The sequence below is a fragment of the Actinoalloteichus spitiensis RMV-1378 genome (assembly GCF_000239155.1).
In the GTDB taxonomy this organism is placed as follows: Bacteria; Actinomycetota; Actinomycetes; order Mycobacteriales; family Pseudonocardiaceae; genus Actinoalloteichus_B; species Actinoalloteichus_B spitiensis.
Genome location: NZ_AGVX02000097.1, coordinates 1 through 24464, shown reverse-complemented (window position 1 = coordinate 24464; position 24464 = coordinate 1). Strand labels below are relative to the sequence as shown.

Below are 24464 nucleotides of genomic sequence, written 5' to 3'. Positions count from 1 at the left end.
GTCCACGCTGACGTCGTGGTCCGACTCGGGAAGGTCCTCGTCAACGATCTGAAGGGCATGCACGGTGGTCGCGATCACGGTCTCGGGTCCCATCCTTCCCGCTTCCCGCAGCAGCGCCACCTCCAGGTCCGAATAGCCTGCTCCCTTGCCCAGGCGGACCCCGCGCCGGTTCACCGCGACGCTGCCGCAGACCACCAGGTCGACGGGCCGGATCTCGTCCACGTCCACCGTGGGGGCGATGTCGATGGCACGGTGGCTGTCGGCGGCCTGTTCCGGGGGCACCTCGAGTTGTGCGGGGTCGAGCAGGAAGAAGGGGCGTTCCCGTGCCAGCTTCGGAACGGCCATGTACACGAGCTTGCCGTCCCGGAGAGCACGAGCGCGCACGGCACGCTGCGCCTTGTCGGGCACGGTCTTGATCACGCGCGCGGACTCCCACACGGGCAGCCCCGCGAGGCGGTCGGCGGCGGCCTCGGCGGAGATGAAGTTCGGGATCCGGCCGTGCACGTCGGGGTCGTGCACGACCGCGGCCGCCGCCAGGCGGTCCCACACGCGCGCACGTGCCTCGTTCTTCAGGTCGTCCAGCGGATCCGTCACTGGGCACCATCCTTCATGCGGGCCTTGCGATCACGACTCTCGTGGGCACTCCCCCAGGTCCCCCACCCCGCTCGGCACCGCTGACCCGGTGCGGAAACCGATCACGGCTCCACGGCCGTCGGACACGGCACAGCCACCGTCGTCTCAGCCAGCTCACCGCGGAGTACCTCGGCCGGCGGAGGCTCCGGTACCTCCCGCCTTCCAGAATGATCTCCCCGTCCAGCGTCGTGACCCGCACCGGGGAGATGCCCCACCGGACGCGCCGGCCTCTCACTCGGCGGTGGCTTGGGCGCCGAGGACATCGGCGTCGCGTTGTCTCTGAGGTGGCCGAAGCCCGGGGATCAGGGCAACGGTGACCGCGACGGAAGCGATCGCCATGATTCCCATCGCTGTCGCCGGTGAGGTGAATTGTGCGACGGCACCGGCGAGAAACGCGCCCACGCCTTGCATGCTGAGCATGCCGGAGGAGTCCAAACCCAAGGCCTGGCCGCTGAGTTCGGGCGGAGTGATAGCCATCAGACGCTCCTGAAGAAGCAGGCTCGCCGAGAATCCGATCGACGCGAGGACTACGGCTGTTACAGCCAATGGCGGGCCCGGATGCAGGAAGAAGACAAGGTACGGGATGGCCAGGAGCAGGCGCAGTGGAACGCTGAGCTGGTTCCTCCACCGCCGCGAAACGAACCGGCCGATCAGGGTGTCCCCGGCGAGCATCCCCAATGCGGCGCAGGCGAAGAGGAGACCCGCATGGCTCGGCGCGTAGGGGATGAAGAGGGACTCGCAACCAACGATCAACCCGTTGGGTATCCACAGCGCCAGGTAGACGTGGCGGCGGGGCGTGGACGACCAGAGTACCGCGGTGTTGCGCCAGGTCTCGGCAACAGAGGGTCGACCGGACGCACGTGGCGGACGGTGCCTGAGGCCGAACCGTGCCACCACCGCGGCGACGAGGTAGAGGGTGCAGCCGACGAGCAGCGCTCCCCGCGGGGACAGGACGGTGACGAGAAGACCCCCGAGCGCGAATCCGCAGACGTGCGTGACCCCGACCGACATGTTCACGACCGAACGCCCAAGCAGATAACCCTCGTCGGCGAGGAGCTCGTTGAGCAGTCCGTAGCGCACGCCGCCGCTCAACGATCCGAGAACTCCCAGAACCATAAGAAGCACGAAGATCCCCCACACCGGCAAGCCGGGGATGGCCTGGGCCGCCGTGCCGATGGCGGCGAGCAGCGCCAACCCCACCATGGTGGCACGGGGGGGTAGTCGATCGGCGGCTGACAGCAACGTGATGGCGCCGACACCCTGAGCCAGGGAGGGACCGAACATGGCGAGGGAGGAAAGCAGCGGAGAGCCGGTCACCTCGTAGATCAACGTTCCAAGGGCGAGCTGGCTCACCGTCATGGCCGCGATCTGCACGGAGACGGTCAGGAAGAACGGGGTGAACTCCGGTGCCCGGAAGAGTTTTCCGTATGTGCGCATGGCTCAAATCTTGGCGATGCCGCCCCTGGCCGGCTATTGTTTCGCAGGGGGGCGAAACAATGGGCTGGTGGCGGATCAACACGGATTCCCTCGCGGAGAGCCGCTTTGTGGTTTCGGCGTTGGCGGAGGCGACCGCGAGTCTGCTCACGTTGGAGCGGGGTACGGCGACGCACCCCGGCGAGCGCGCGTGGCTCGACGTTCACCAGACCGCCTACCGGAAGCTGCTGACCGAGGACCCGGTAACCGCCCTGTTGGTGCGGGGTGGGTTCGGGCGGGGCTGGATGGCGGACTTCCTCACCCCCACGCCGTTGGGGGAAGGCGAACCGGCGTTCGCGGAGGAGCTGTTGGAGCTGCGGAGGACCCCGTCGGATGACGCTCGCGCCGACCTCGCGGTGTCGCTGCGAGGTCCGCTGCCCGGTGAACTGGACCGCCCCGACTTGCCCGATCGTGCGGCCGATCTGCTGGAATGGGTGTGGAACGAGACCGTTCTGCCCTACTGGCCCCGGCGTCGGCGGATCATTGAGGCGGATATCGTCGTTCGGGCACAACAACTGACCCAAGGTGGCTGGGCGGCTGCCCTGGACGATCTGCGTCCGGGGATGCGCTGGCTTGGTGACGGCAGGCTGCAGATCAACGCCTACCGTCATCCTCCGCAGCAGATCTCCGGCGCGAAGGTGCTGTTCGTTCCGGTGACGTCGCGCCATTGCTGGGTTTCCTGGGACAAGCCGCGGCGTTACGCCGTGACCTACCCGTGCAGCGGTCCGTTGGTCGAGGCGGACCGGGCACCGGTTCCCCGGGCCTTGCGAGCCCTGCTCGGGGCCGCGCGAGCCGACCTGCTGGTCCTCCTCGACACTCCGAAGAGCACCACGCATCTCGTGGCGTTGACCGGACAGGCCCTCGGCTCGGTGGGACGTCACCTGAAAGTGCTGCTCGACGCCCGCCTGGTGTGGCGGCGACGCGCCGGGCGGTCGGTGCTCTACTACCGCACCGACGCCGGGGAGTGCCTGGTCGAGGCGCAGAAGGACTGCTGAGCACCTGTGGGGGATCTCGTCCGGTGGGAGCCCTTGCCTCGCCTGGTCGGCCTCGGCGTCCCGCAGGTGCTCAGGTGACGTTGAGATCCATGTCCCGCATCCAGGTGTCCACTTCCAGCAGCGGAGTGAGCAGGTGCGCTGTGCTCGCGTGCGTCATGGTCGAGTGCTGGTCGGCGGCCATGCTGAGCACTCGTTCGTGGTCGAGCAGACCGGAGAGGGGTGACGAGGAGTCTGCCACCAGCTCTCGCACGGCAGTCCGGGTCAGCGCCTCCTGGCGCGGGTCGTGCATGGCCGGGTACGCGCTCTTCTTGCGGTTCAGGACCTCCGGCGGCAGCAGGTCCGCGACGGCCATTCGCAACAGGCTCTTCTCCCTGCCGTCTGCGACCTTCATCGACCACGGCACGTTCCAGACGTACTCCAGCAGGCGGTGATCGCAGAAGGGCACCCGGACCTCGAGCCCCACCGCCATGCTCATCCGGTCCTTGCGTTCCAGGAGGGTGATCAGCGGCCCTTGCAGGCTGAAGAACAGCACCTCGCGCATTCTGGCGTTCAGTCTGTCCTCTCCGGCCAACCGGGGTACCTGCGAACGCAGCGTCGCGTAGCGGTCGGCCTCGAACTCGGCCGGGCGCAGCGCTTCCCGGAGATCAGGGGAAAGGCAGTCGGCCAGCCGGGGAGCGTCGCCCAGCCAGGGGAACCCGTCGCGCCACACCATGGCGGAGTCGTGGAACCACGGATAGCCGCCGAAGATCTCGTCAGCGGCTTCACCGGAGAGCGCGACCGTGCACCGCTCCCGCAGAACGGCGAACATCGAGTACATCGAGGTGTCGAACTGCCCGAGGCTGGGCAGGTCCCGCGCCCTGCGCGCGGCGGGCGCGGCTGCCGCCAGATCAGCGGGGGTGAGCACGACTTCGACGTGCTCGGTGCCGAGGTGCCGCGAAGCCAACGCGGCGTAGGGCGCGTCGCGCTCTGGTCGAAGAGCCGTCGGACGGAAGTCGTTCTCCTCGCCCTCGAACCGAACGGAACAGGTGATCAGGGGTCCTTCGCCGTCGTGGCGCAAGCGACGCATCGCGATGGCCGCGACCACGCTGGAGTCCAGACCTCCGGAGAGCATCGCCGCCCGGGGAACGTCAGCGATGAGCTGCCGTTCGACCGTGTCCTCCAGCAGGTCCCTGATGGTGCTCAGTGTCGTGTCGAAGTCGTCGGTGTGCGCTCGGCTGGACAGTCGCCAGTAGGCCGACTCATGGCAGCCACGGCGATCGATGCGCACGGTGTGGCCGGGTTTCACCTCACGCAGTCCGCTGATCGGAGTCTCTCCGGGCAGCGCGAGGCGTGAGTTCAGGAGGATGGGCAGGGCTTCCGCTGTCAGTGAGGCCTTGAACGACGGATTCGCCAGGATGCCCTTGGGCTCGGACGCGAGCAGCACGCCGTCGGGTGTCGGCGCGAAGTAGAGCGGTTTGACACCGAGGCGGTCGCGGACGAGCACCATTTCGTCGTGGACCGAATCCCACACTGCGAAGGCGAACATGCCGTTGAGCCGTTCAGCGCAGTCCGAACCCCATTCCAGATAGGCGTGCAGCACCACTTCGGTGTCCGAACGGGTACTGAACTCGTGGCCGAGTGTGACCAGTTCCGCGCGCAGTTCGACGAAGTTGTAGATCTCCCCGGCGAAGGCGAGCACCACGGGGCTCCTTTGTGGGCCGACCTCCGAGATCATCGGTTGGGCGCCACCGGCGAGGTCGATCACGGACAGCCTCCGGTGCCCCAGTGCCGCATGTCGGCTGAGCCACGTTCCACGGCTGTCGGGGCCACGATCGCCCATGGTGTCGGTCATCGCGTCGACAACCCGCTGCTCGCCGCGCAGATCCCTGGTGAAGTCCACCCATCCGACAAACCCGCACATTCGTTGCTCCCATCGTGGCCAGTGAGCGCGCGTCGCGACACTGTCCTCCTTTGACCTTCCCTGCACCGCAACCGGAACGACGCTTCAATTCGCGAGGTCCGGGGACGCACGGCGCCCGAGCGTCCCCGGTTCACGTGAGTCGTCGTTGCCCCCGACCACAACCGGGAGTTGCCGGTCCTATACCGCGACCACGGCGTTGTCGGACGCTCCATGGCCGTGCATGCTGACGATGCCGACCGCTCCGGTGGTGAAGAACCTCGCCCACAGACCGCCAGGCCGTCCGCCGAAGAGGAAGGGGCTGAGCACGGGTGCGACGTCGACCTCCCGCGGCTGTTCGGCCCCGTTATCGACGACGAACAGCGGACAGGACTGGGCGTGAACGTATTCCTGGACGACGCAGTCGCCTGCCGCGGCGGCACGTTCGACCAGGTGCCTCCACTGTTCGGTGGAGATGTCCTTGCCGAGGAGGACCTGCTGGCCCCGCAGGCCGATGCCCCGTTTGAGCACGAGGTCCTCGCGGTATCGGATGGCATGGGCCAGCAGGTCGACCGACTTCCCGGCGTGGGTGGTGCGGCGATCGGTCAGGATGCGGGTCCACGGTAGATAGGTGTCGACGAGCGAACGGTCGGCGGAGGACATCCACGGCCGTCCCTCGGACACCATGCCCATGACCAGCTTGTTGGCGACCAGTTCAGCGGTTTGTGGCGCCAGCAGCAGGCATCCGTTCTTCAGTGCCCGCCGGACCGGCTCGGTGCTGATGCCGAGTTCGTCCCACTCGGAGACCGTGAAGTGGCGCAGGCCCAACGGATAGCGCAGGCCCGGGGGCCCGTCCCAGACCTGGTCCAACTCCTCTGGCTCGAAGTGCCGGGCGCTGAAACCTCGCTGGTTCAGGTAGTCGATCTCCACATCGAAGTAGTACGTGGAGTCGGTGTGCTTGAGATCGCGAACGGTGCCGACCCAGGCGAGCTTCGGGGGCAGCGCCAGCTCGTCGCAGACGTCGGAGAACAGCGCGGCACGACTGGCGAACGGGTCGTGGAACGAATAGGGCAGTCGGCCGTCCGGTGTCTCGTGGAGTTCGCGCCACACCTCGTACAAGCAGTGCAGCTGGACAGGGCCCCCGAATCCGCCGCTGACGTTGAATTCGAGGACGCGCGGACCGTTCGGGCCGATCACGATGTCCGGTCGCGCCATGCAGTCCGCATAGCGCTCCTCCAACCCGCTGTCGTCGAGGAAAAGGGGGTAGTCGTGCTCGGTGGCTCCCAGGACCGCCATCCGGCCCTGGGTAGTGGGAGCGATCTCCAGCACGGTCCTGCGCAGCAGGTCGAGAAGGGAGCGGGTGACCCGGAAGAGCTCGGCGTAGGACGTTCGGGGTAGTGTGAAGGGAACGGCGGGAAGGACGGTTTGAGGCGCGTCACCGACATCACCGATCTTGGAACGGACGGTTTCGCGGATCTGGTCGGCCGGTGCGGCGGGCGGCAGGCGGAGCTCGCCGAACCAAGGGTGGGGCATCGACTGCGACTCCAATCGTGGTGGTACCGTTCCGAGCTTGCTACAGCTCGTCGAGATCGACGATCACCTTCCCGTTGATCCCCGGCGAGCTGTGCGGGATGTCCGACCGGAGGGCGTTTTCCTTGTCGTGGAAGTACTTCGCGACCAGGGCTCCGGTGGCATCCTCGGTGAGGACGGGATTGTTCACCAGGAAGCGGCGCACCGAAGGCGTCAGGGACTTCGGCCGGATGAGCATCCTTAGATCGCCGAAGTTGTTCGCGGGAATGACCGCTGTGGTCCCGAACCGCTTCTTGTACTGAAACGTTCCTTTGGTCAGGAACGGCTCGCAGCCTTGGAAGTCGACGGTGTCGATGCCGTCCTCCTCGGCGGCCCAGTCGAGGATCGCGTGGTAGACGAAGTTCTGCGCGCCCGCGGAACGGTACTGGTCGTCGCCTGCTTTGACCCCGATCAGGCGAGCGTTGAGCGTGCGGCTCCGCTCGTCGATCTGGCTGACGCTCCCCGACACCCACTCCCCCGACTTGTGCACCCGGAACAGCACGCCCTGCTGGAAGAGAGTCCGAAAGGCCTTCTCCTCGTCCACACTGCGGGCTTTGTCTCCGTAGCGGTTGCGCATGGTCGGCACGTGCATGCTCCGGTAGAACTCGAAGAAGTGATCGTCCTCATGGGACACGTCGTAGCCGAAACCGTCCTTCTCCGCCTGCTGGCGCCGTTTCAGCTCGCGCCGCGAGAGCTGCGACATCACGTCCTGAGCGCCGCGGCTGGTGTCCACCACCTGGTGTATACGGGACACAGCCCGGATGTCGCCAGGCTCGGCGAGCTTGTCCACCACCGCTGACGGGGCGACCAGGACTGCCACGTCCGCGTGGATCGAGGCCCACCGATCGGCGAGGTCTGGAACCTCGCCGATCGGCTCGGTCCGCTCCCCGGACTGTTGGGTCAGGAACTGGTCCTCGACGAACGGCGCGATGTAGGTCAGTCCCTCCTTGACTCCCAGGTAGGCGGTGCTCGCCCATTCGCGCAGTTCGGTGATCCCCGAGTTCTCCCGGATGAAGTGGCTACGGTTGTCCGTCATCGCCGAAACCAATCTGCGATCCGTTACGCGCGCGCCCTGTCGAGCACGGCGTCGAGCACCTGCACCGCACTGTCGGCATGGATGATCCACTCGGCGGGGAGGGGCGCGTAGTCGTCCCGGCCGTACGTGCCGGACGCGTGAATGGTCACGCCGTCGGCATCCCGCAGCAGCCCGCGGTCGATCGCGTTCAGCACTCCGGTCACAGCCATGACCAAGGACCACTCGGTGAGGTCACGGGGGTCCTCGGGGAGGGACACCGCGCTTTTCCTCAGGAGCGCGCGGCATTCCGCGTACCGTTCCATGCATTCCAGCAACGATACGACGACTCCCGTCCCACCATTGGTGGCGATGAGTCCGCTCATCTCGGTGGCTGTCGCCGGTTCGTGGGTGTAGAAGGTGTGCTCCAGAATTTCCTGCGGGGACCAGGTGCGGTGGGGGAAGTGGTCGGAGTCCTCCTGCACCCACACGCCGTCCGGCCGCATGTCATACGCGGGCGTGTTCCTGCGGTCGAACGAACCCTCCAACGTGTGCAACACCATGTCGCACGTCGCCAGGTGCTGCACCAGCAGGAACGACGGGTCCGCAACCGCGTGGCCGCGATCCTTGAGTACCTCGATACCGCTGGCATAACCCAGGAGGCCGAAGGCGCTGGACACCGCATGGGCGTGCACGGTGCGCAGGTCGGTGCGTCCGGCGAACCCGAACTCGAAGTCGTACAGGGCCCGCACGATGTCGGCGATCCGGTAGTTCTCCAGGCGAAGCGAGTGCCAGAGCCTGAAGCGGTCGTACCCGCTGTCGGTGTAGAGCCGCTTGAACTCCTGGCCCACCTGTTTCACGGCTTCCGGCGGCGCGTTGTCGAGGACGAACACCGGGTTGAGCGCCCGCAGCTCCGGGTCCTCGGACAGGGTCGAGCGACGCAGCTTGCCCGTCGTCTGCTCGGGAGTCAGCGTCACGACCCGCAACTGTTCGGGTTCCACGAGACCGGCGGTCAGGGCGCGGGCAACGGCGTCGCGCAGTGCGACGGCCTTGTTCCCCGACGACGGCGAGAAGAGCATCACCGGCTCGCCGGTTTCCTGGATGTGGTTGACCGCGCGTGCCACGATGATCAGCGAGGCGAACGTCTTGGTGGTCTGCGTCTGCGGGTTCTGCCTCAGATCGAGCAGCCGCAAGGGCAGTCCCCGGAAGTCACCGAGTTCGTGGAGGCCGGCGGTGGCGGGAGAGAGGAACTCGGCGACCTTGTCGTCGAGCTCGGGCAGCCGCGTCGACGGTTCGAAACCGGCACTCGGCGCGGTCGGCTGGAAGCGCGAGGCGAACTCGGCGAGCAGATCGTAATAGCGCGTGAGGAGACTCTCGCTATCGCACGTGGTCAGTGTGGGAGAACCAGTAGCGGGATGCTCGTGAACGGTCACTCTTGCCCCTAGACCTTCGTGGTCATTGTCGACTGGATGTGATGTCGGAATCGGCGTTGGTGCTCCCCGAGGTGGGCGCTCACGCGTGGGGGCACTGCGGAGTCGTGCGCGGAGAGGACGCAGTGGATGAACACAGGTGTCGTGCGGTGGGCCAGGACGTCGGACAGCGCAGCGGCGAACGCGTCGTCCTCCGCTACCCGGAGAACCTGGTCGTAACCGCAGGCACGAGCCAACGCCCCGAGGTCGGTCCGCCCCGACGGTGTGCTCTGGCCGCCCGTCGAGGCGTACAGGCCGTCGTCGAGGACAACGTGGAGAAGCCCGAGGTTCGACATCGCACCCGCGGTGACCAGCGCGGCCGGGTTCATCAACAGGCTGCCGTCACCGTCGACGACCACGGTCGGGCCGCCGGTCACCAAGGCGACACCGGTCGCGATGGAGGTGGCGAGACCCATCGATCCGGTCATGTAGAAGTGGTTTGGCCGATCGGCTATGGCCTGGGCGATGCGGCACGAATAGCCTGTGGTGAACACGATCGGCTCGTTGGTGGTCGCCGAAATGATCGCTCGGATCGCCGATGCCTTGTTCACGCCCGCCACCCGAACAGCGTCGGTGGGACGAGCAGAGCGGCCGGTCGGTGCTGTCCGCCGACCAGGTCGCGCGCCCAGTCGACCTGGGCGTCCAGGGCGTCCGCTCGGAGCTGTTCGGTGGGGATGCCGCAGCCGTTGAGCAGCGGCTCGGTGAGCCGCCCCATCACGAGGTTCTCCGAGGTCCTGTCGGGGAGCACCCCGCGGAGGCTGATGATCAGCAGCATCGGGATCTCGTAGGGCACCACGAGCGAGGCCAGCGCGTTGAGCGACTGCCCCAATCCGGAGTTCTGCATCATGACCACCGGCAACTGTCCGGCCATGGCCGCCCCGGCCGCCATCCCGACCGCGTTGTCCTCCCGAGGCACCGTACACAGCCCGAAATCCCGCTCAACGCGTTCGTAAAATGGTGCCAAAAATCCACAAGGCGTGCCAAAGAAGGGACCGAACCCGTTTTCGGCCAACGAGAGGGACAAACAGGAGGACGGATTATCCAGGAATAATTGCGACGTCACGGAGGACTCCTCAGCGGAATCTGGGGGTACGATCTCCCGCGCCGGGGAATGTTGGGATTGCCGAGGACAACCCCTCAGGACGCACCCACAACGGACACCGGTAAACGATTCTACGAGCTGTCGTTCTTCGCGTTCCATGTGCTGAACGTCAGCGTCCGTGAGATGCGGCGGCCAGCAACCTCCCTTTTCTAGTGATCGAGATATCTCCCCAGACGCGAAGTGCACGGCGACCGACCACGCTGGTCCGCACGTGACGGCGACGCTCTTCCGGTCCCCACAGACGAACAGTGGGATCTGCGAACGACGCTAGTGGGTGGCCACAACCTTGGATAGGTCCGTTCGGGTCAACCTACCCCGTTCCGGAGTACTTAATTCACACCTAAGATACGTTGGAATTTGACATCCACCACACAACGGAACGTGACACCGTGAATGCGACTTCGGCCGAGGGAGGTTTCCAGTTCGGGATCTCCATTGCTGGCATGCGTGGTTTCTGTTGTCGGTGATCGCGCCGCGGTTATTGAAAATAGAACATCTACCCCTCAGGCCGGACGGCCTTCGCGGGTGAACCGGCTACCCAACGACACGCTGCCAGGACCGTCTGATCACCCTCGCGCACGACCTGCCCAGCGCGTTCCGGAGTGACACGGGACCGACCGGGAAGCGGGCTGGCAACGCCTGCAACCCGAGGACGGGTTCAGGCCCGGTCGCGCGACTGGGCATGGCCGCGAGTCGGTCTTCCCTCCGACAGCGACCCGAGTTTGCTCAGCAGGGAGTCGAGCCTGCTCGTCGGCACCCACCGAACCAGCACCGGCGAACTCCGCCTACTCCCGGACGACGGGCCGAACAGTCCCACGGTCAGTCGATGACCAGGGCGAACGGAAACCGACCACGTCGACGTCTTCGTTCCCGGCCCTGATCCTCACTGATCTTGTCCCAGCCGTCCCTGGCCAGGGTCGCGGACGGCAGTGCGGGCAGCCGTCGGAACCACGGAAGGCGTCTTTCCTCCCGGCCAGCCTCGTTCTGGTCCGGCAGCCGATGTGAGGGTGACCACCGCTCAACAGCCGAACCCGGCAGTGCTGACCAGCGGGTTCGCGTCGGCAGCCTGGTGGTGGAGTCGAGTTTCAGGTTGTCCACGCCCGAGTAGCACCCGACGGGGCGGGCTCTGGCCCGTCCCGAGTGGGTGCATTGGACGTGAGTCCAGCGCTGCCCTGTAGGCGTGGGGGCCGCGCAGTTGTAAGACGAGGTCCCGGACGTTGCTGAACCCGAAGTTGAGGTGTGCGTGCCAAGATCGTGGACAAGATCGTGGACAAGATCGTGGACGACATGACACGCCGATTCGTGGCCGCGCATCCGGACACGATCGTGGTGGATCTGGGCGTGGGCCTGGACCACCGGAAGCACCGCGTCGACGCTCCGTCCACTGCGGACTGGTTCGACGTGGACTTCTCCGAAATTGTCGAGGCGCGGACCGAGGTGTTCGGCGAACACCCGCGGGTCCATCCGGTCGACGCCGACGTGCGCGGCGTGAGCTGGCTGGACCGGATCCCGGCGGAACGGCCGGCCATGATCATCGGCGACAGCCTCGTGGCCTGGTTGTCCAACGGCGAGATCGAGGCCATGCTCAAGCGGCTCGTCGCGCACTTCCACGCCGGCGAGATCGCCTTCAACGACCTGCCCGAAAGGTGGGACGCCCGGCTGAAGCTGGCCGAGGAGGCCAGCACCATGCTCAGGTCCGAGGTCGACATGCTGCCCCTGATGATGCGCACGGTCATCAAGATGTGCCGGCGCAGCGAGAAGGCGATCCACAAGACCAGGGTCCTGCGCTACTGCTTCTGATCTTTGTGCTCGCACAGTGCGTGAGCAGGTGGGTGTTCGAGAGTAGTCCAGCCCAGCCGTTTCGCCGCCAGCTTCAGGTGATCGCTGCGGGTCTGCGCACGAGTGCCGTTCGAGCTGGATTCCCGTAGTTTTCGCGCAGTAGGCAACGGTTCAGCTCGGACTGTGGTTTGGGCACGGGCTCATGTGCTGGGCCTGCTGCTGCGGACCGAACGCAAGAACGGGGGCCTCGCCGAGCAGGCCGGCGAGGCCACCCCGGACGGCATGCAACGCCTGCTCTGCCACGCGGCCTGGGGATATGCGGCAGACCATCCCGGGCATGAGCAGGCACTGGAGGTTGCCGTTGCGTACTTGAGGCACCAGGGTTGCCACGCCTGCATGGTTGCCGACCCCGGTGCGATCTCGCAGGTGACCTCCCTCAACCTGTGCGTTGGCGCCGGCGCCGGAAATGCCTTCTGCGTGGCCACGTTTCTCGGCTGCCGGCCGAACGCGGTGCCGTCCGCCTCGCTCTGCCTGGTGCCGAGGCGGACGATCGTTGCTGCGACGGTCTGTTAGCGGCGGCCGCGGTTGTCCCTCAGTTCGCGAGCCCGCAGATGAGTGGCGGACAGATCGCGATGAGCGTGAGTGCCCAGGTGGCTCGGCAGGTCGTCGAGCCGGTGGTACAGCACTCGGATGTGCTCCAGATAGCCGATGGGCCCCGCCAGGTCAGCTCCGAGCCTGTCGGGCTTGCCCCGCCGCGTCCACGGACAACGGGTGGGGGTGCTTTTCGACCGCGTCGCGCAGGACGTCGTGCTGTTTCGCCAGCGCTGTGACCACTTCCTCGAGCGGATAGGTGCCTGTTCCCGAAACCGGATGTCGATCGAGGACCCCAGCCACCTCGGCCGCCACCTCGGTGGCCACCTTCACCAGTTGTGTCCGATCGTCGTTCACATTGCCCTCCTCGGGATCACGCCGGTCGTTGAGCGACCTGCTCGCGCCGGGCCGCCACGGTCGATCCCGACTCGCGGCTCGCCATGCGACGCAGGACGATCGGGGCCAGAACGAAGCCGAGGACCGCCCAAGCGCCTAGCGCGAGAACCGTCTCCAGTTGTCGCCACGACTGGTCGATCTCGGCAACGGCGACCGCGTCGGGCAGCAGTGCCGATCGCAGCCCCAACCCGAGCCAGTACACGGGAAATGCCTGCCCGACCCACTGCAGCCATCCGGGTAGTGCGGTGATGGGGTAGAAGATCCCGGACACGCTCACGAGGCCCATGATGATCAGGGTGACGAACCCGAGGCTCTGGGCGTTCGAGAACAGCGACCCCAAGATCGCTCCCAGGGGCATGACCGCGAGCAATCCCAGCAGCAGCACCCAGATCAGGGTCAGCCACGACGACGCGGTGCTCTTGCCCACTCCGTCGAAGAGCACGAGCGAAGGCACCAAGATCAGGACGAACACCACGACGGTGATCGCTGCCTTGCTCAGGATCCGGCCGACCAGGTAACTGACCATCCCGCCCGGGGTGGCCTTGGCCCGCAGCAGCGTGCCGTCCTCGCGATCGGTGACCAGTGACAGGGCGAGGCCCATCAGACCGGTGAACACCGCGTTCATGCCGAGAATGCCCGGCACCGACTGGGAGCCGAGTGAGAAGTCCGTGCCGGGGACCTTGGAGTCACCGACGATGTACATCACCACCACGGCGATGACCGGTATCCACAGCCAGCCGATGAGCTCACCGACGTTGGTGACCGACTGGCGAAGCTCGACGCGCGCACGGAACAAGCCCGCGCTGATGGCGGCGTTGTTGCCACTCATGCCTTCACCTCCGCGCAGGACGGACGGTCGGACGACAGTTCGGCCGGCACGTCCGCGTGTCCTGCTTCGAAGTCGCGCACCATGGACAGGTAGACCTTCTCAAGACTGGCGCGGCGAACCTCGAGATCGGTGATGTCGGTGTCGTGCTCGCGGAACAGTTCGCGCACGAAACTCGTCGCGTCGGCTATCGAGTGGGTGTGCGGCTCGCCGTGCAGTCGGTAGCTGACCTCGGACGTGCTGGAGATGCGTTGCGACAGCTCCGTCGCAGTGCCTTCGGCCGCGATCTCCCCGCCGGCCAGGACGAGGATCCTGTCCGCGAGTCGCTCGGCCTCGTTGAGGTCGTGCGTGGTGAGCAGGATGGTCATGTCATCGCGCTCAGCCAGACGACTCACCAGCGCGTGGAAGTGCTGCCGGGCTTCAGGGTCGAAACCCACGGTCGGCTCGTCGAGGAACAGCAGATCCGGCTTGCCGACCAAGCCCACCGCGACGTCGAGCCGTCGTCGCTGGCCACCTGACATCACGCCGACCCTGGCGTCGGCGTGCTCAGTCAGGCCGACGAGGTCGAGAAGTTCGTCGACGTCGAAGGGACGCTGCCGGTCGGAGGTGCTGAAGGGAGCGTAGTGGCGGGCGAGGTAGACCAGTAGTTCGCGTGTCCGCCAACGACTGTGGTCGCGCCAGGACTGCAGCACCACACCCAGCCGGGCCCGCCATGCCTCGTTGCCGTTGTTCGGATCGACGCCGAGCACCTCGACCTGGCCGCCGCTGCGTCGCCGGAAGCCCTCCAGGATCTCGATGGTCGTCGACTTTCCAGCCCCGTTCGGACCGAGCAGTGCGACCACCTCACCGCGGTGAATGGTGAAGGTCGCCCCGCGCAAGACCTCCTTCGCGCCGTAGCTCATGCGGAGGTCGTGCACCCGGATCACCTCGGGAGCGTTCGGAGACCGCTCGCGCAGTGGCCCTGACCTTTCCGGATTGTGCTCGGGGTTGCCGTCGTGCGGGGCTGAACAGCCACTGGTGGTCATGTTCGGGTTGACTTTCATCCTATCAAGGATATCGTTGAACTACCCGTATAATGTTTTCCAGCGAAAGAGGCGTAACGTACTGGCACAACACAGCGCCAACCTTAAAATCTGGGGTGAAGGTGTCTGCAAGGGGCGCGATGGGGCGAGCACTGAGGCCAGTCGACCTGGCGCGAGCCGCCGGGATCTCGACGCAGCAGGTCCGCAACTGCTTGGACGACGAGGTGCTGCCGCCGGCAGCACGATCGGAGTCGGGCCATCGGCAGTTCGACTCGAGACACCTCGAAGCGCTGCGGGCCCACCGGCGCATGGTGCGGGGATACAGCTGGGTCGTCGCCCGTGCGATGGCGCGGGCAGTGGGGGCGGGGGACGTCGCCAAGGCGCTCGAGCTCGTCGACGGCGTTCACGCCACGCAGCACGAGCGACGCAAGGCATTGCGCTCGATGCGCGACGCGTTGGAGGTCGGCCCGGACGAGGGCCGCGCCGGGCGCGTTCGCGAGGCGCACGCCACCTTCGAATGGATGGCCGCGGTGTTCGACAACCCGCCACCCCTGCGCACCGACGACCCGACCGGTGGGGAGACAGCATGACCAGGCAAGCGATCGTGGTCGGCGGCGGCATCGGCGGACTGGCCGCCGCGTTGGCCCTGCACCGGATCGGCTGGCAGGCCACCGTGCTGGAACGCGCATCCGAACTGGGCGAGATCGGCGCGGGTATGTCCCAGTCCCCCAACGCCCTGCGCGCGCTGACCGAACTCGGTGTCGAGGAGCAGGCCCGGTCGGTCGGAGTGCCTACCCACGCCTCCGGCAACCTCCGTCGGCCCGACGGGCGCTACCTGCAACGCGCCCGACCCGCCGACACCACCGCGCTGCTGGCCTTCCACCGCGCCGACCTGCACCAAGTGCTTCTCAACGCGCTGCCTACCGGCTGGGTCCGCACGGATGCGGAGGTCACCGCAGTATGGCAGGACGACAGCTCGGTAACCGTCGCGTGCGGCGGCACCGAGCTGAACGCCGAACTGGTCATCGCCGCCGACGGCATCCGCAGCACCGTCCGCCGGCTGCTGTGGCCGGACGCGCCGCCACCTCGTTTCCTTGGCCGTACCGCATGGCTGGGCATCGCCGAGGTCGCCGACCTGCCCGGCAGCATGACGCTCGGTCCAGGCGGCTACTTCCTCATCCACCCCATCGCTCGCGGCCGCGCGTACTGAGCCCACGTCACCACCGCCGATGAGCCCAGCCTCCGCTACGACCACGACAAGGTCGAGGTAGCCCACCGAGTCGCCACCTGGCACGAGCCGATCCCGCAGCTGATCGGCGCCACCCCGGACGAGCGCATCATCCACATCGACATCCACGACCTGGACCCGTTGCCGACCTACGTCCACGGTCGGGTAGCGCTGCTGGGCGACGCCGCCCACGCGATGAGCCCGGACCGCGGCCAGGGCGCCGGCCAGTCCATTGAGGACGCCGTCGTTCTCGCCGCCGCCCTCGCCGACGAGAACACGATCGAGACGGCCCTCGTCCGCTACGACACCGAACGTCGTCCGCGAACCCAAGCCACCGCCCGGGGCGCCCGCACCGACGGCCGACGCACCACCTCCAGAACCGCCCACCGAGCCATGGTCACCATGATCCGGCTAATGCCAGCACCCTTGTGGCGCAGAGGTATCGCTGCCAACGGCAACCCCACCTGGCGATGGCGACCACCGCACCTGCGATCACCGGCCCCACCTCACTGAGCCAGGCGCCTGCCTCCGACAACAGGTTCATCCGAGCACGCACGTGCAGTCCCCGGCCGTCGTGACACGACCGGTGCAGCACAGTGCTCGGAGAAGACTTCACGTTCAGAGATGGACCGGACAGCCAACAAACCCACAACGCAACTTCGCGCCCAAGCCCATGCGGAGGTTGTGCACCCGGATCATCTCGGGAGCCTCCGGGGACCGCTCGCGCGGTGGTCCTGATCTTTCCGGTTCCGGCCGGGGTTGCCGTCGTGCCGTGCTGACCAGTCGCTGCTGGTCATGTTCGGGTTGACTGTCACACTTCAACGATATCGTTGAATTCTATGTGTAGAGTTTCTGCACAATCGCCATGGAGTACCGGCAGAACGCGGCGCGAACCTGCAAACGTGGATCGAGCGTGCGCGTAGGGGGACGCGATGGTGCGAGCAGTCAGGCCGGTCGGCCTGGCGCGAGCCGCCGGAACCTTGACGCAGTAGGTCGGCGCCTCCGTGGACGGCGGAGAGTGCTGCCGCCGACGGCTCGACCGGGGTCGGGGGCTGTCGGCGGTTCGACTCGAGACACCGCGGAGCGCGGTTGGTTACCGGCGCATGGTGCGGGGATGCAGCTGGGAGGTGGCCCGTGCGGTGGGGTGAGCAGGGGGGGCTGGTGGCGTCACCAGGCCGTTCGAGCTCATCGCCGTGCCCGTCGGCTGGTCCTCGTTCGTCGTGGGAGCGGTCGGCTGGGGAACTGCGGTGCGCTCGCAGGCAGCGGGTGCGCATCGAGGTGGAGTTCGAGCTGCTCAGGCGAAGATGCTGTCCAGCAACAGCAGGAGCGGGATGAGTCCTGACAGTACGAGCACACCCACCACGGCGCAGCCCGAGTTCGAGGTCGAGGTGTTGGGCTTGCGGGGCTCCCTCCCGGCGTTGACGGCCGTTCCGGCCTCGAGCCCCCAGCAGTAGAGGCACTCGCCGCCGTAGTCGTAGGTCCTGCCGCACTTCGAGCAGGTCTGTGCCGCCATGTCGCATTCCCCTTCGGTTGTCTCGTTCCGCCCGAGGCCGAACACGCACCGGCCTGGTGCTGAAGTCGTGAGGTGAAGCGTTCCTTCGACTCCGCGGCCCCCGGGCATCGCACGGGAACTGCTTGGTCCACCTCGGACTCGTCGAGAACGAGATCCGGGGCCGGCGCGGCCGCCGGCCAGGGTGATCGGGCCCGGCCGCCCCCCAGGTCGGCCGGGTCCGATCACGTCTCCGAGTCCCCTGGGCCCGGCGCCCCGAAGACGATCCCCTGGCGCGTCGCGCCCGTGACCTGGAGCCCCCGCCGGCCGCTCCGGCAGGGTGATCGCCTCCGTCGCCTCCGGGTCAGGAGAGTGGATCTCGTGTCCCCACCCATGATGGGCCGAGCCCGTGACAGGCGGTATCCCAGAAATCTGGGAGTACCGTCCGCCACCATCCGGATGCACGCAGTACCGTCCTGGTGATCGCGGTGACCCACCGTCGGCGGCCGCCCTGTCCTGATCACTCGTCCTGGACACGCCGGCCCGAGGACTCCTCGGACGGACCCGGGTGCGGCGCCCGCGACACGTCGCCAGAGGGCTCACGAGAACGGATGACGCACCCGTGGCGAACCGGCGGCAGCGCGAACGACAGGTTCTCGGGGGTCTCCGCGACCTGGCGAGGGCGGGCGTGACCGCCAGCGAGCTCTTCATCGAGCTGGACAGCCTGCTCCCGTCGTTGATGGGCTTCGAGGCCGTCTGCTGGCACCACACCGATCCGCTGACCGGCTTGCCGACCTCGATGGTCAGCAGCACGCTCGACCCACGCGGCATGGGACCAGCGATGGACCTGGAGTTCGCCGGCGGCGATGTCGCCACGATGGCGCAGATGCACGCACAGGGCGACCGGGTAGCCGCGCTCAGCCAGGTCACCGAGGGACGTCCGGAACGCAGCATCCGCATGCGCGAACACCTGTCCCCGCACGGGTTCGGCGACGAACTGCGGTTGCGCTTCGATCTCGGTGGGGACACGTGGGGCTTCGCGGCGCTCATGCGGGAGAAGGGCCGTGGCCCGTACTCCGACGAGGAGCTCCGCTTCGCCGGTCAGGCGAACCGGCTGATCACCGCCGCGCTGCGTCGCACCTACCGCCCGCCGACCGTGCCCGCCACGGCCGCCCCGGTCCCCGCCGTGATCGTCCTCGGGTCGAGCGACGAGCTGGTCGCGGCGGACCAGCCGGGGCAGGCCCTGCTGCGCGAACTCGCGGACTCGGTGTTCGCCGTGCTGGCCGTGCCCGCCGCGTTCCTCGTCGTCGCCCGACTGGCCCGGCACGCCGAAGCCAACCCGACCGGTATCCCGGCGACGATGCGGGTGCGGACGCGAGCCGGGCAGTGGATCATCCTGCGGGGCTCGGTGCTCCACGGCCTCGGCGCCGGGCAGGTCGTGGTGACGGCCTCGACGCCGACCCTGGCCGAGATCATGCCCCTGGTGCTGAGCTCCCACGGGCTGACCCGCCGCGAGCAGCTGGTGACCGCGGCGGTGCTGCGGGGCGGCAGCACCAGGGAGATCGCCAGGGAGCTGTCCCTCGCGCCGGTCACCGTGCAGGACCACCTGAAGGCGGTCTTCGCCAAGCTCGGTGTGCGCAGTCGAGGCGAACTCGTGGCGCTGCTCGCCCTGGACGGCCCACGACTCGACCACTCGGCCCGTTCGGCATCAACCGCCTGAGGATGACCCGCCACGGGCGGCACATCTCGGCGCCGCCTCAGGCGCGTGTGCGGGGAGAGCTTCCCGCGCGACCCGCACTGGGCCAGGCGGCTCACTGCTCCGGCGGCCCCGTCGGTCCCTGCTCTGGCAGTCCCGTCGGTCCCTGCTCGGCGAGGAAGCGCTCGAACTCGGAGCCGATCTCCTCGGCAGTGGGCAGCGCCTCACCCTCCTCGACCAGCAGACCGCGCTTGCCCGGTGCCAGGGCGAAGGAGTCGTACTGGCGCTCCAGCGCGCGCACCACGTCCGACACCTCGGTGGACTCCACGACCTGGCGGTCGATCTCCACGTTCACGCGTTCCGCCGCGGCCCGCAGGTCCCCTGTCGGTAGTGACAGACCTGCTGCTCGGCTGACCGACTCCAGCAGTGCCAGGGCGGCCGAGGGGTAGCTGGACTGCGCGAGGTAGTGCGGCACCTGCGCCGCGAAGCCCATGGCGTCCAGCCCTGCCTCCCCCAGTCTCAGCTCCAGCAGGGCCGCCACGCTGCCGGGCACCTGGAACTGGCCTCCCAGCGCCGCATGACCGCCCCCGGTCCGGTCGTCCAGCAGTTGGCTGCGCGTGGCGTGCGCCACCACCCCGAGCGGCCGGGTGTGCGGTACGCCCATCGGGATGCCGTGGAAGCCCACGGCGAGTCGGACGCCCCACCGGTCCATCAGGTCGCGCACGGCGGCGGTGAACAGTTCCCAGTGGCGGTCGGGCTCGGGCCCGGTCAGCAGCAGGAACGGCGTGCCCTCCTCGTCGAAGTGCTGCCGGACGACCAGCGCGGGCTTGTCGTAGGACGCCCAGTGGTCGACGGCGTAGGTCATCGTCGGCCGCCGGGACCGGTAGTCGATCAGTCCGTCGATGTCGAACCGGGCGACGATGCGGCCCTCACCGCTCTCGGTGAGGTGCTCGGCCAGCAGCCTGCCCGCCGAACCGGCGTCGATGAACCCCTCGAGGTGATGCAGGAGGACCGCACCGTTCAGGTCGGGGACGTCGGAGTCCACCTCGTACAGTTCCCGTGGATCGAGCACCACCTGTAACCTCCAGCCCTTCGGCCTGCCTGTCGTTGCTCAGGTGCAACGCGGCAAGGCCGCCGTTCCATCCCGCGTCCGAGGACGAGTTCGTCGGCTCGCAGGAGATCGTCGCGTCGACGGTCCCGTGGAACCGACTCCTCCTGGCGTCCTCGCGGTGATCCGACGCCCGTCCTCGCGATCGATCCTGCCATCGTGGGTCCAGGGGGCGGCCGGGTACCGGTGGACCGCCCGGCCGGCCGAGGAGCACGACGTCAGTCCGCCGGGAGGCGCGCTGGCCGAGGACGAGCCCGGGGGACAGGACGCGGACGAGGAAAACGCTCATCGCGCGCTGGTCCTCGGGAGTGGCTACGTGGGGACGACGGCGGTGCCCGCCGAGCCGGAGGCGCGATCTCGCGCGCCACGTTCTCCCGCCCCTGCCCCTCCAGGACGAGGTGCTCCTCGGCACGTCGCCGACACCGGCGAGGACCCGTGTGACGCGGTCACCGTTCGGCGTCCCGCCTACCGCCCCGGACCGCCGTGCGGCGGGCGTTTGGGTTCCTGATCGACGGTACGGGGCCGGCGGCGTACGCGAGCGACGGCTGACGAGGTCGGGGGCGTCGTCCTGGTCCATGTGACCGGCTCGCAGTTCGCCCTCCGCCTGGCGCGCCTGAGCGGTGAGGGCGTCGAGAAGCGGGAGGGCGGTGGTCGTGGCAGGGGCCCTCCGCCGGTCCTGATCGAGCACCACCTGCGTCAACTTGAGTTGACACCTCGGGGTTATCAACATAGGTTGACGGCATGATGGTGGACAGGCGGGTTGACGTGGGTGGGCACGAGCTCCACGCGCGGGTCCAGGGGTCGGGGCCGACGGTGGTCCTGGACGGCGGGGGTGCCGGTCAGGGACTGGGAACGTGGGGACGGGTACCGGAGGGGCTCGCCGGCGTCGCCACGGTGGTGACCTACGACCGGGCCGGGGTGGGTCGGTCGGGCGGGCCCCAGACGGGGTCCGTCGTGGACATGGCCGACGACCTGCGTCGGCTGCTCCGTGCTCTCGACCTCGACCTGCCGGTGGTGCTCGTGGGCTGGTCGTACGGCGGGCTGGTCACCCAGGTGTACGCCGCCCGACACCCCGACGACGTGGCGGGGCTGGTGCTCGTCGACCCGACGGCGGCGGGAACTCCGCCGGGATCCGCACTGGTCCGGAGGCTGTCCTTCGGCCTCGCACCGTGGTTGCTGCGGGCGAGGGCGGTATTGGGCGGCCGGAACGCGCGGCCCCTGCGCGAACTGGCCGTGACGCTGCGCGGCATGCCGGAAGCCATGGCCGAGACCGCGCGGATGCGCGAGGAGCACGGTCTGCCTCCCGTGCCGGTCCGGGTGATCAGCGCGGGCCGGCGGCCCAGGATGCCGCGTGCGCAGCTCGAACACCTGACCGCCGACCACGAGGCGGTGGCGGCGCTGTCCCCGCGCGGACGGGTGCTGGTGGCCGAACGCGCGAGCCACCAGGTGCCCTACGACCAGCCTGAGCTGATCGTCGAGGCCGTCGGGGAAGTCCTGCCCGGCTGAGGTGGCTCAGCAGCGGTCTCCCCCGCTGGCCGCCCCACGCCGGGGCGTGCCGCTGCGCTGCTGGGATCGTCCGCCCGAAGCGGTCCGCCGCCGCCAGGCCATGGTCGGCGCTCCCGGGGCGGCTCGACGCCGGCCGGTCGCGGTCGCGGGGCTGGCGAGCGCACGGTGCCCGGTCGCGGGGCTGGCGAGCGCACGGTGCCCGGTGGCGGGGCAGAGCGGGGCAGCGGTCCGGCCCGGAGTGCCATCACCGAGGGCGTGGACCACCCACCGGGCTGGTCCACGCCGTCGGCCGGCGGCGGTGCACGCGCTGGCGGCCGTGGCCTCGCCTGGAGGCGGAGTCGCGAGCGGGGAGCGCTCGCCTGAGCCCCGGGGGCGTCGCGCACGCGTTCGGGCCGGACCGGTCCGCGCCCACCGCCGGCCCCCGGGACGGCGTCCCGTCGTGGAGGGTGGCCGGTGCGTCCGAGCTGCCGGCCGGTGGCCGGTGCGTGGTGCTCGCCCAGGAGACCAGAAGTCGGAGGGCGTCCTCCGAGGGCCGCCCACCGGGTGCGGAACTCCTCGTCGTGGCTGTGGCGAGTTCGCCGACCAGCTCGTGCGGCTCCTTGTCGTACGGGTTGCGGCCGGCCAGGGCGCCCCGTTCCAGCTTCGCGCGGTACTCGTCGCTCACGCCAGCCAGCGCGACGACCGGGCAGGGACGCGCCAGTGGGGCCGGCGGACAGCCCGACCCGGGTGAGCGCTGATCCCGGCTCGCCGCCAGACGCGGCACTCGCGCACGTCCTGGCGGTTGTCCACGCCACCCGTGGTCGGTGCTCGGGCCGGTGCGCGGGGGGCGCCCTGCTGGTACACCTCTCCGGAGGAACTCCCTCCGTCGACGGGGTCGGTGGTTGCCTGGGGCCCGGAACACCCGACACCTGTCCTGGCGACCACGGGGGTTTAACCGCCGCCCGGATTGGAACGCCTCAGGTGGCCCCCGGCCACCCCTGGCCGGGGCCCCAGAGCAACGAACGGAGACCCATCGTGCGTGGTGTGGTGCTGCGCTCCCCCGGCGACGTCCGGGTGGAGCACCGGGACGACCCGACGATCACGGCGCCGACCGACGCCGTCATCCGGCTGTCCGCGACCTGCGTCTGCGGGTCCGACCTGTGGCCCTACCGGGGCATCGAGCCAGTCACCGGCCCGGCCCCGATGGGCCACGAGTACGTCGGTGTCGTGGAGGAGGTCGGCGACGAGGTGCGGACCGTCCGGCCCGGCCAGTTCGTCGTCGGGTCGTTCTTCGCGTCGGACAACACCTGCGAGATCTGCCGGGCCGGCTACCAGAGCTCGTGCGTGCAACGGGTGCCCATGGGAGCGATCGGGTCCCAGGCCGAGCTGCTGCGGGTGCCGCTGGCGGACGGCACGCTCGTGGCGACACCGGACCTGCCCCCCACCGACCTGATCCCCGGCTTCCTCGCGGCCTCCGACGTGCTGGGCACCGGCTGGTTCGGCGCGGTCGCGGCGCAGGTCGGCCCGGGGAGGACCGTCGCCGTGGTCGGGGACGGAGCGGTCGGGTTGCTCGGGGTGCTGGCGGCCAGGCAGCTCGGCGCGGAGCGGGTCATCGCGATGAGCCGGCACGAGCCCCGCCAGCGGTTGGCCCGCGAGTTCGGTGCCACCGACGTGGTGACCGAGCGGGGTGACGAGGGCGTGGCGCGGATCAGGGACCTCACGAACGGGTTGGGGGCGCACTCGGTCATCGAGGCGGTCGGCACGCAGGAGTCGATGATGCAGGCGATCCGCGCGACGCGCCCCGGCGGTCACGTCGGGTACGTCGGCGTCTCCCACGGGGTCGAACTGCCGGGCGAGGAGCTGTTCTTCTCCCACGTGAACCTGCACGGCGGGCCGGCGCCGGTGCGCCGTTTCCTACCCGAGCTCATCGACCTGATCTGGAACCGCCGGATCGATCCTGGTCGGGTGTTCGACCTCGAACTGCCGCTCGACCAGGCGGCGGAGGGCTACCGGGCCATGGACGAGCGCAGGGCGATCAAGACGCTGCTCACGCTCTGATCGGTTGGAGGAGCGTGGCAGTCGCCCACCTCGCAACCGCCACGGGGCCAGCCCTTGTGAGCGCGCCGCGCCTGCCGCACTGGGCCGGCGTGGCACCAGCCCCCGGTGTGGCCAGCTGCGATGAGCGCCCGGGGTGCGGGTGTCGAGGCGACGCGCTGACGCGGATCGGCGGTCGCGACCCTGTGCTGCCGCCGAGGACGTCACGCCCAGCTGGTGTGGGGGTGACGGCCCGGCGCCTCCGGTCGTGGGCGGCGCGGCCGCGACACCCCGCCTACCCGGGCCGTCGGTGCCGAACCCGGCGTCGCTGGCCGCCGTGCCCGGTGCCCTGGCTGTCCGCCCCGTTCCATCGTCCGGGCTGGCCGGCGCGGATGCGGCCGAGCTGGTCGGACACCAACGCAGGGGTTGGACGGTTTCGGCGTGCTCATCCCGGGACCGCGGCGACCAGGTCGGAGGTCACTGCCATGCTCACCGGACAGCCCATGGACGGGGGCGGGGTAGTGGGTCAGTCCGCTCGCCGGGATGTCCCCGGGCGGGCTAGTGGACGGTGCTCAGGCTTTGACGGGATGTCATCGGACCGGAGTATCGCATCGGGTCGGCGGAGTGGGGGACGTGCTCGGGCGGCCGCCGCGGAGGGCCGGATGGGTGTTTCACATTCCA

The 24464-nt window shown here is 68.7% G+C and carries 22 protein-coding genes and 1 pseudogene; 9 read left to right on the top strand and 14 right to left on the bottom strand.

Going from position 1 to position 24464, the window contains the following annotated elements; all coding sequences use genetic code 11:
- A partial coding sequence (locus ACTIDRAF_RS27285; RefSeq protein WP_016697615.1) for a 5-formyltetrahydrofolate cyclo-ligase occupies window positions 1-594 on the bottom strand: 594 nt, incomplete at its 3' end.
- 270 nt (window positions 595-864) lie between these two features.
- Window positions 865-2070, bottom strand: a complete 1206-nt coding sequence (locus ACTIDRAF_RS0204975) for an MFS transporter (RefSeq protein ID WP_016697614.1) — start codon at window positions 2068-2070, stop codon at window positions 865-867.
- Window positions 2071-2189: 119 nt separating this feature from the next.
- Here ACTIDRAF_RS0204975 and ACTIDRAF_RS0204970 point away from each other — a divergent pair, with 119 nt between their 5' ends.
- Window positions 2190-3101 carry an ArsR/SmtB family transcription factor gene (locus tag ACTIDRAF_RS0204970; RefSeq protein WP_211215272.1) on the top strand — a complete coding sequence of 304 codons (912 nt, stop codon included), beginning with the start codon at window positions 2190-2192 and terminating at the stop codon, window positions 3099-3101.
- Between the two features lie 70 nt (window positions 3102-3171).
- On the opposite strand, the gene asnB is transcribed toward ACTIDRAF_RS0204970, so the two are convergent.
- The 6 genes from asnB to ACTIDRAF_RS32495 form a co-directional block, all read right to left on the bottom strand.
- A complete protein-coding gene (gene asnB / locus ACTIDRAF_RS0204965) occupies window positions 3172-5001 on the bottom strand; it encodes an asparagine synthase (glutamine-hydrolyzing) (protein WP_026065793.1) in 1830 nt (609 codons plus the stop codon).
- A gap of 177 nt (window positions 5002-5178) precedes the next feature.
- Window positions 5179-6510 (bottom strand): hypothetical protein, encoded by a 1332-nt coding sequence (locus ACTIDRAF_RS0204960; protein ID WP_039785862.1) that lies wholly within the window; start codon window positions 6508-6510, stop codon window positions 5179-5181.
- 40 nt (window positions 6511-6550) lie between these two features.
- On the bottom strand, window positions 6551-7582 hold the full coding sequence (locus ACTIDRAF_RS0204955; protein WP_016697610.1) for a hypothetical protein: 1032 nt from the start codon (window positions 7580-7582) through the stop codon (window positions 6551-6553).
- 23 nt (window positions 7583-7605) lie between these two features.
- Window positions 7606-8991: a DUF6002 family protein gene (locus ACTIDRAF_RS0204950; protein ID WP_016697609.1), complete on the bottom strand. Its 1386-nt coding sequence runs from the start codon at window positions 8989-8991 to the stop codon at window positions 7606-7608.
- An 8-nt stretch (window positions 8992-8999) separates the two neighbouring features.
- Window positions 9000-9578, bottom strand: a complete 579-nt coding sequence (locus tag ACTIDRAF_RS27280) for a thiamine pyrophosphate-dependent enzyme (protein ID WP_157162850.1) — start codon at window positions 9576-9578, stop codon at window positions 9000-9002.
- Window positions 9575-10228 carry a thiamine pyrophosphate-binding protein gene (locus ACTIDRAF_RS32495; protein ID WP_083886103.1) on the bottom strand — a complete coding sequence of 218 codons (654 nt, stop codon included), beginning with the start codon at window positions 10226-10228 and terminating at the stop codon, window positions 9575-9577. Before ACTIDRAF_RS32495 ends, ACTIDRAF_RS27280 begins: the two co-directional genes overlap by 4 nt.
- A 1140-nt stretch (window positions 10229-11368) precedes the next feature.
- Between ACTIDRAF_RS32495 and ACTIDRAF_RS0204935 the strand changes: the two genes are divergently transcribed.
- The gene (locus ACTIDRAF_RS0204935) at window positions 11369-11929 is read left to right on the top strand and encodes a class I SAM-dependent methyltransferase (protein WP_016697606.1); all 561 of its coding nucleotides are present in this window, start codon (window positions 11369-11371) and stop codon (window positions 11927-11929) included.
- Window positions 11930-12103: 174 nt separating this feature from the next.
- A pseudogene (locus ACTIDRAF_RS35510) lies at window positions 12104-12220 on the top strand (IS701 family transposase); the annotation flags it as partial.
- A 411-nt stretch (window positions 12221-12631) separates the two neighbouring features.
- Here the strand turns inward: ACTIDRAF_RS35510 and ACTIDRAF_RS0204925 are convergent.
- The 3 genes from ACTIDRAF_RS0204925 to ACTIDRAF_RS27275 are packed head-to-tail and all read right to left on the bottom strand — an operon-like array spanning window position 12632 to window position 14623.
- On the bottom strand, window positions 12632-12856 hold the full coding sequence (locus ACTIDRAF_RS0204925; RefSeq protein ID WP_016697604.1) for a hypothetical protein: 225 nt from the start codon (window positions 12854-12856) through the stop codon (window positions 12632-12634).
- Between the two features lie 16 nt (window positions 12857-12872).
- Window positions 12873-13724 carry an ABC transporter permease gene (locus ACTIDRAF_RS0204920; protein WP_016697603.1) on the bottom strand — a complete coding sequence of 284 codons (852 nt, stop codon included), beginning with the start codon at window positions 13722-13724 and terminating at the stop codon, window positions 12873-12875.
- On the bottom strand, window positions 13721-14623 hold the full coding sequence (locus ACTIDRAF_RS27275; protein ID WP_052168705.1) for an ABC transporter ATP-binding protein: 903 nt from the start codon (window positions 14621-14623) through the stop codon (window positions 13721-13723). Before ACTIDRAF_RS27275 ends, ACTIDRAF_RS0204920 begins: the two co-directional genes overlap by 4 nt.
- Window positions 14624-14883: 260 nt before the next feature.
- On the opposite strand from ACTIDRAF_RS27275, the gene ACTIDRAF_RS27270 reads away from it, so the two are divergent.
- From ACTIDRAF_RS27270 to ACTIDRAF_RS34375, 3 genes are all read left to right on the top strand, one after another.
- Window positions 14884-15333 carry a MerR family transcriptional regulator gene (locus ACTIDRAF_RS27270; RefSeq protein ID WP_016697601.1) on the top strand — a complete coding sequence of 150 codons (450 nt, stop codon included), beginning with the start codon at window positions 14884-14886 and terminating at the stop codon, window positions 15331-15333.
- Complete coding sequence (locus ACTIDRAF_RS34380; RefSeq protein ID WP_016697600.1) at window positions 15330-15953, top strand: FAD-dependent monooxygenase; 624 nt, start codon at window positions 15330-15332, stop codon at window positions 15951-15953. Before ACTIDRAF_RS27270 ends, ACTIDRAF_RS34380 begins: the two co-directional genes overlap by 4 nt.
- 159 nt (window positions 15954-16112) lie before the next feature.
- Window positions 16113-16484, top strand: coding sequence for an FAD-dependent monooxygenase (locus ACTIDRAF_RS34375; RefSeq protein ID WP_016697599.1), 372 nt, complete (start codon window positions 16113-16115; stop codon window positions 16482-16484).
- 781 nt (window positions 16485-17265) lie between these two features.
- On the opposite strand, the gene ACTIDRAF_RS0204900 is transcribed toward ACTIDRAF_RS34375, so the two are convergent.
- On the bottom strand, window positions 17266-17484 hold the full coding sequence (locus ACTIDRAF_RS0204900) for a hypothetical protein (RefSeq protein WP_016697598.1): 219 nt from the start codon (window positions 17482-17484) through the stop codon (window positions 17266-17268).
- A 664-nt stretch (window positions 17485-18148) separates the two neighbouring features.
- Here ACTIDRAF_RS0204900 and ACTIDRAF_RS27260 point away from each other — a divergent pair.
- The gene (locus ACTIDRAF_RS27260; RefSeq protein ID WP_157162847.1) at window positions 18149-19180 is read left to right on the top strand and encodes a helix-turn-helix transcriptional regulator; all 1032 of its coding nucleotides are present in this window, start codon (window positions 18149-18151) and stop codon (window positions 19178-19180) included.
- A gap of 91 nt (window positions 19181-19271) precedes the next feature.
- Here ACTIDRAF_RS27260 and ACTIDRAF_RS0204890 read toward each other — a convergent pair whose 3' ends face one another.
- Entirely contained in the window at window positions 19272-20231 is a 960-nt protein-coding gene (locus ACTIDRAF_RS0204890) for a proteasome assembly chaperone family protein (protein WP_016697596.1), read from the bottom strand.
- A 774-nt stretch (window positions 20232-21005) separates the two neighbouring features.
- Between ACTIDRAF_RS0204890 and ACTIDRAF_RS0204885 the strand changes: the two genes are divergently transcribed.
- Window positions 21006-21770 (top strand): alpha/beta fold hydrolase, encoded by a 765-nt coding sequence (locus ACTIDRAF_RS0204885; protein ID WP_016697595.1) that lies wholly within the window; start codon window positions 21006-21008, stop codon window positions 21768-21770.
- Window positions 21771-22014: 244 nt separating this feature from the next.
- Here the strand turns inward: ACTIDRAF_RS0204885 and ACTIDRAF_RS33370 are convergent, their stop codons facing one another.
- Window positions 22015-22434 (bottom strand): hypothetical protein, encoded by a 420-nt coding sequence (locus tag ACTIDRAF_RS33370; protein ID WP_016697594.1) that lies wholly within the window; start codon window positions 22432-22434, stop codon window positions 22015-22017.
- Window positions 22435-22784: 350 nt separating this feature from the next.
- Here ACTIDRAF_RS33370 and ACTIDRAF_RS0204875 point away from each other — a divergent pair, with 350 nt between their 5' ends.
- Window positions 22785-23807: a zinc-dependent alcohol dehydrogenase family protein gene (locus ACTIDRAF_RS0204875; RefSeq protein ID WP_026065791.1), complete on the top strand. Its 1023-nt coding sequence runs from the start codon at window positions 22785-22787 to the stop codon at window positions 23805-23807.
- The last annotated feature ends 657 nt before the right edge of the window (window positions 23808-24464 follow it).

Coding starts and splice junctions, on each gene's coding strand:
- ACTIDRAF_RS0204975 (WP_016697614.1), bottom strand. CDS start 2,070: ATGCGCACATACGGAAAACTCTTCCGGGCACCGGAGTTCACCCCGTTC.
- asnB (WP_026065793.1), bottom strand. CDS start 5,001: ATGTGCGGGTTTGTCGGATGGGTGGACTTCACCAGGGATCTGCGCGGC.
- ACTIDRAF_RS0204960 (WP_039785862.1), bottom strand. CDS start 6,510: ATGCCCCACCCTTGGTTCGGCGAGCTCCGCCTGCCGCCCGCCGCACCG.
- ACTIDRAF_RS0204955 (WP_016697610.1), bottom strand. CDS start 7,582: ATGACGGACAACCGTAGCCACTTCATCCGGGAGAACTCGGGGATCACC.
- ACTIDRAF_RS32495 (WP_083886103.1), bottom strand. CDS start 10,228: ATGGAACGCGAAGAACGACAGCTCGTAGAATCGTTTACCGGTGTCCGT.
- ACTIDRAF_RS0204920 (WP_016697603.1), bottom strand. CDS start 13,724: ATGAGTGGCAACAACGCCGCCATCAGCGCGGGCTTGTTCCGTGCGCGC.
- ACTIDRAF_RS27275 (WP_052168705.1), bottom strand. CDS start 14,623: ATGAGCTACGGCGCGAAGGAGGTCTTGCGCGGGGCGACCTTCACCATT.
- ACTIDRAF_RS27270 (WP_016697601.1), top strand. CDS start 14,884: ATGGGGCGAGCACTGAGGCCAGTCGACCTGGCGCGAGCCGCCGGGATC.
- ACTIDRAF_RS34380 (WP_016697600.1), top strand. CDS start 15,330: ATGACCAGGCAAGCGATCGTGGTCGGCGGCGGCATCGGCGGACTGGCC.
- ACTIDRAF_RS0204900 (WP_016697598.1), bottom strand. CDS start 17,484: ATGGCGGCACAGACCTGCTCGAAGTGCGGCAGGACCTACGACTACGGC.
- ACTIDRAF_RS0204885 (WP_016697595.1), top strand. CDS start 21,006: ATGATGGTGGACAGGCGGGTTGACGTGGGTGGGCACGAGCTCCACGCG.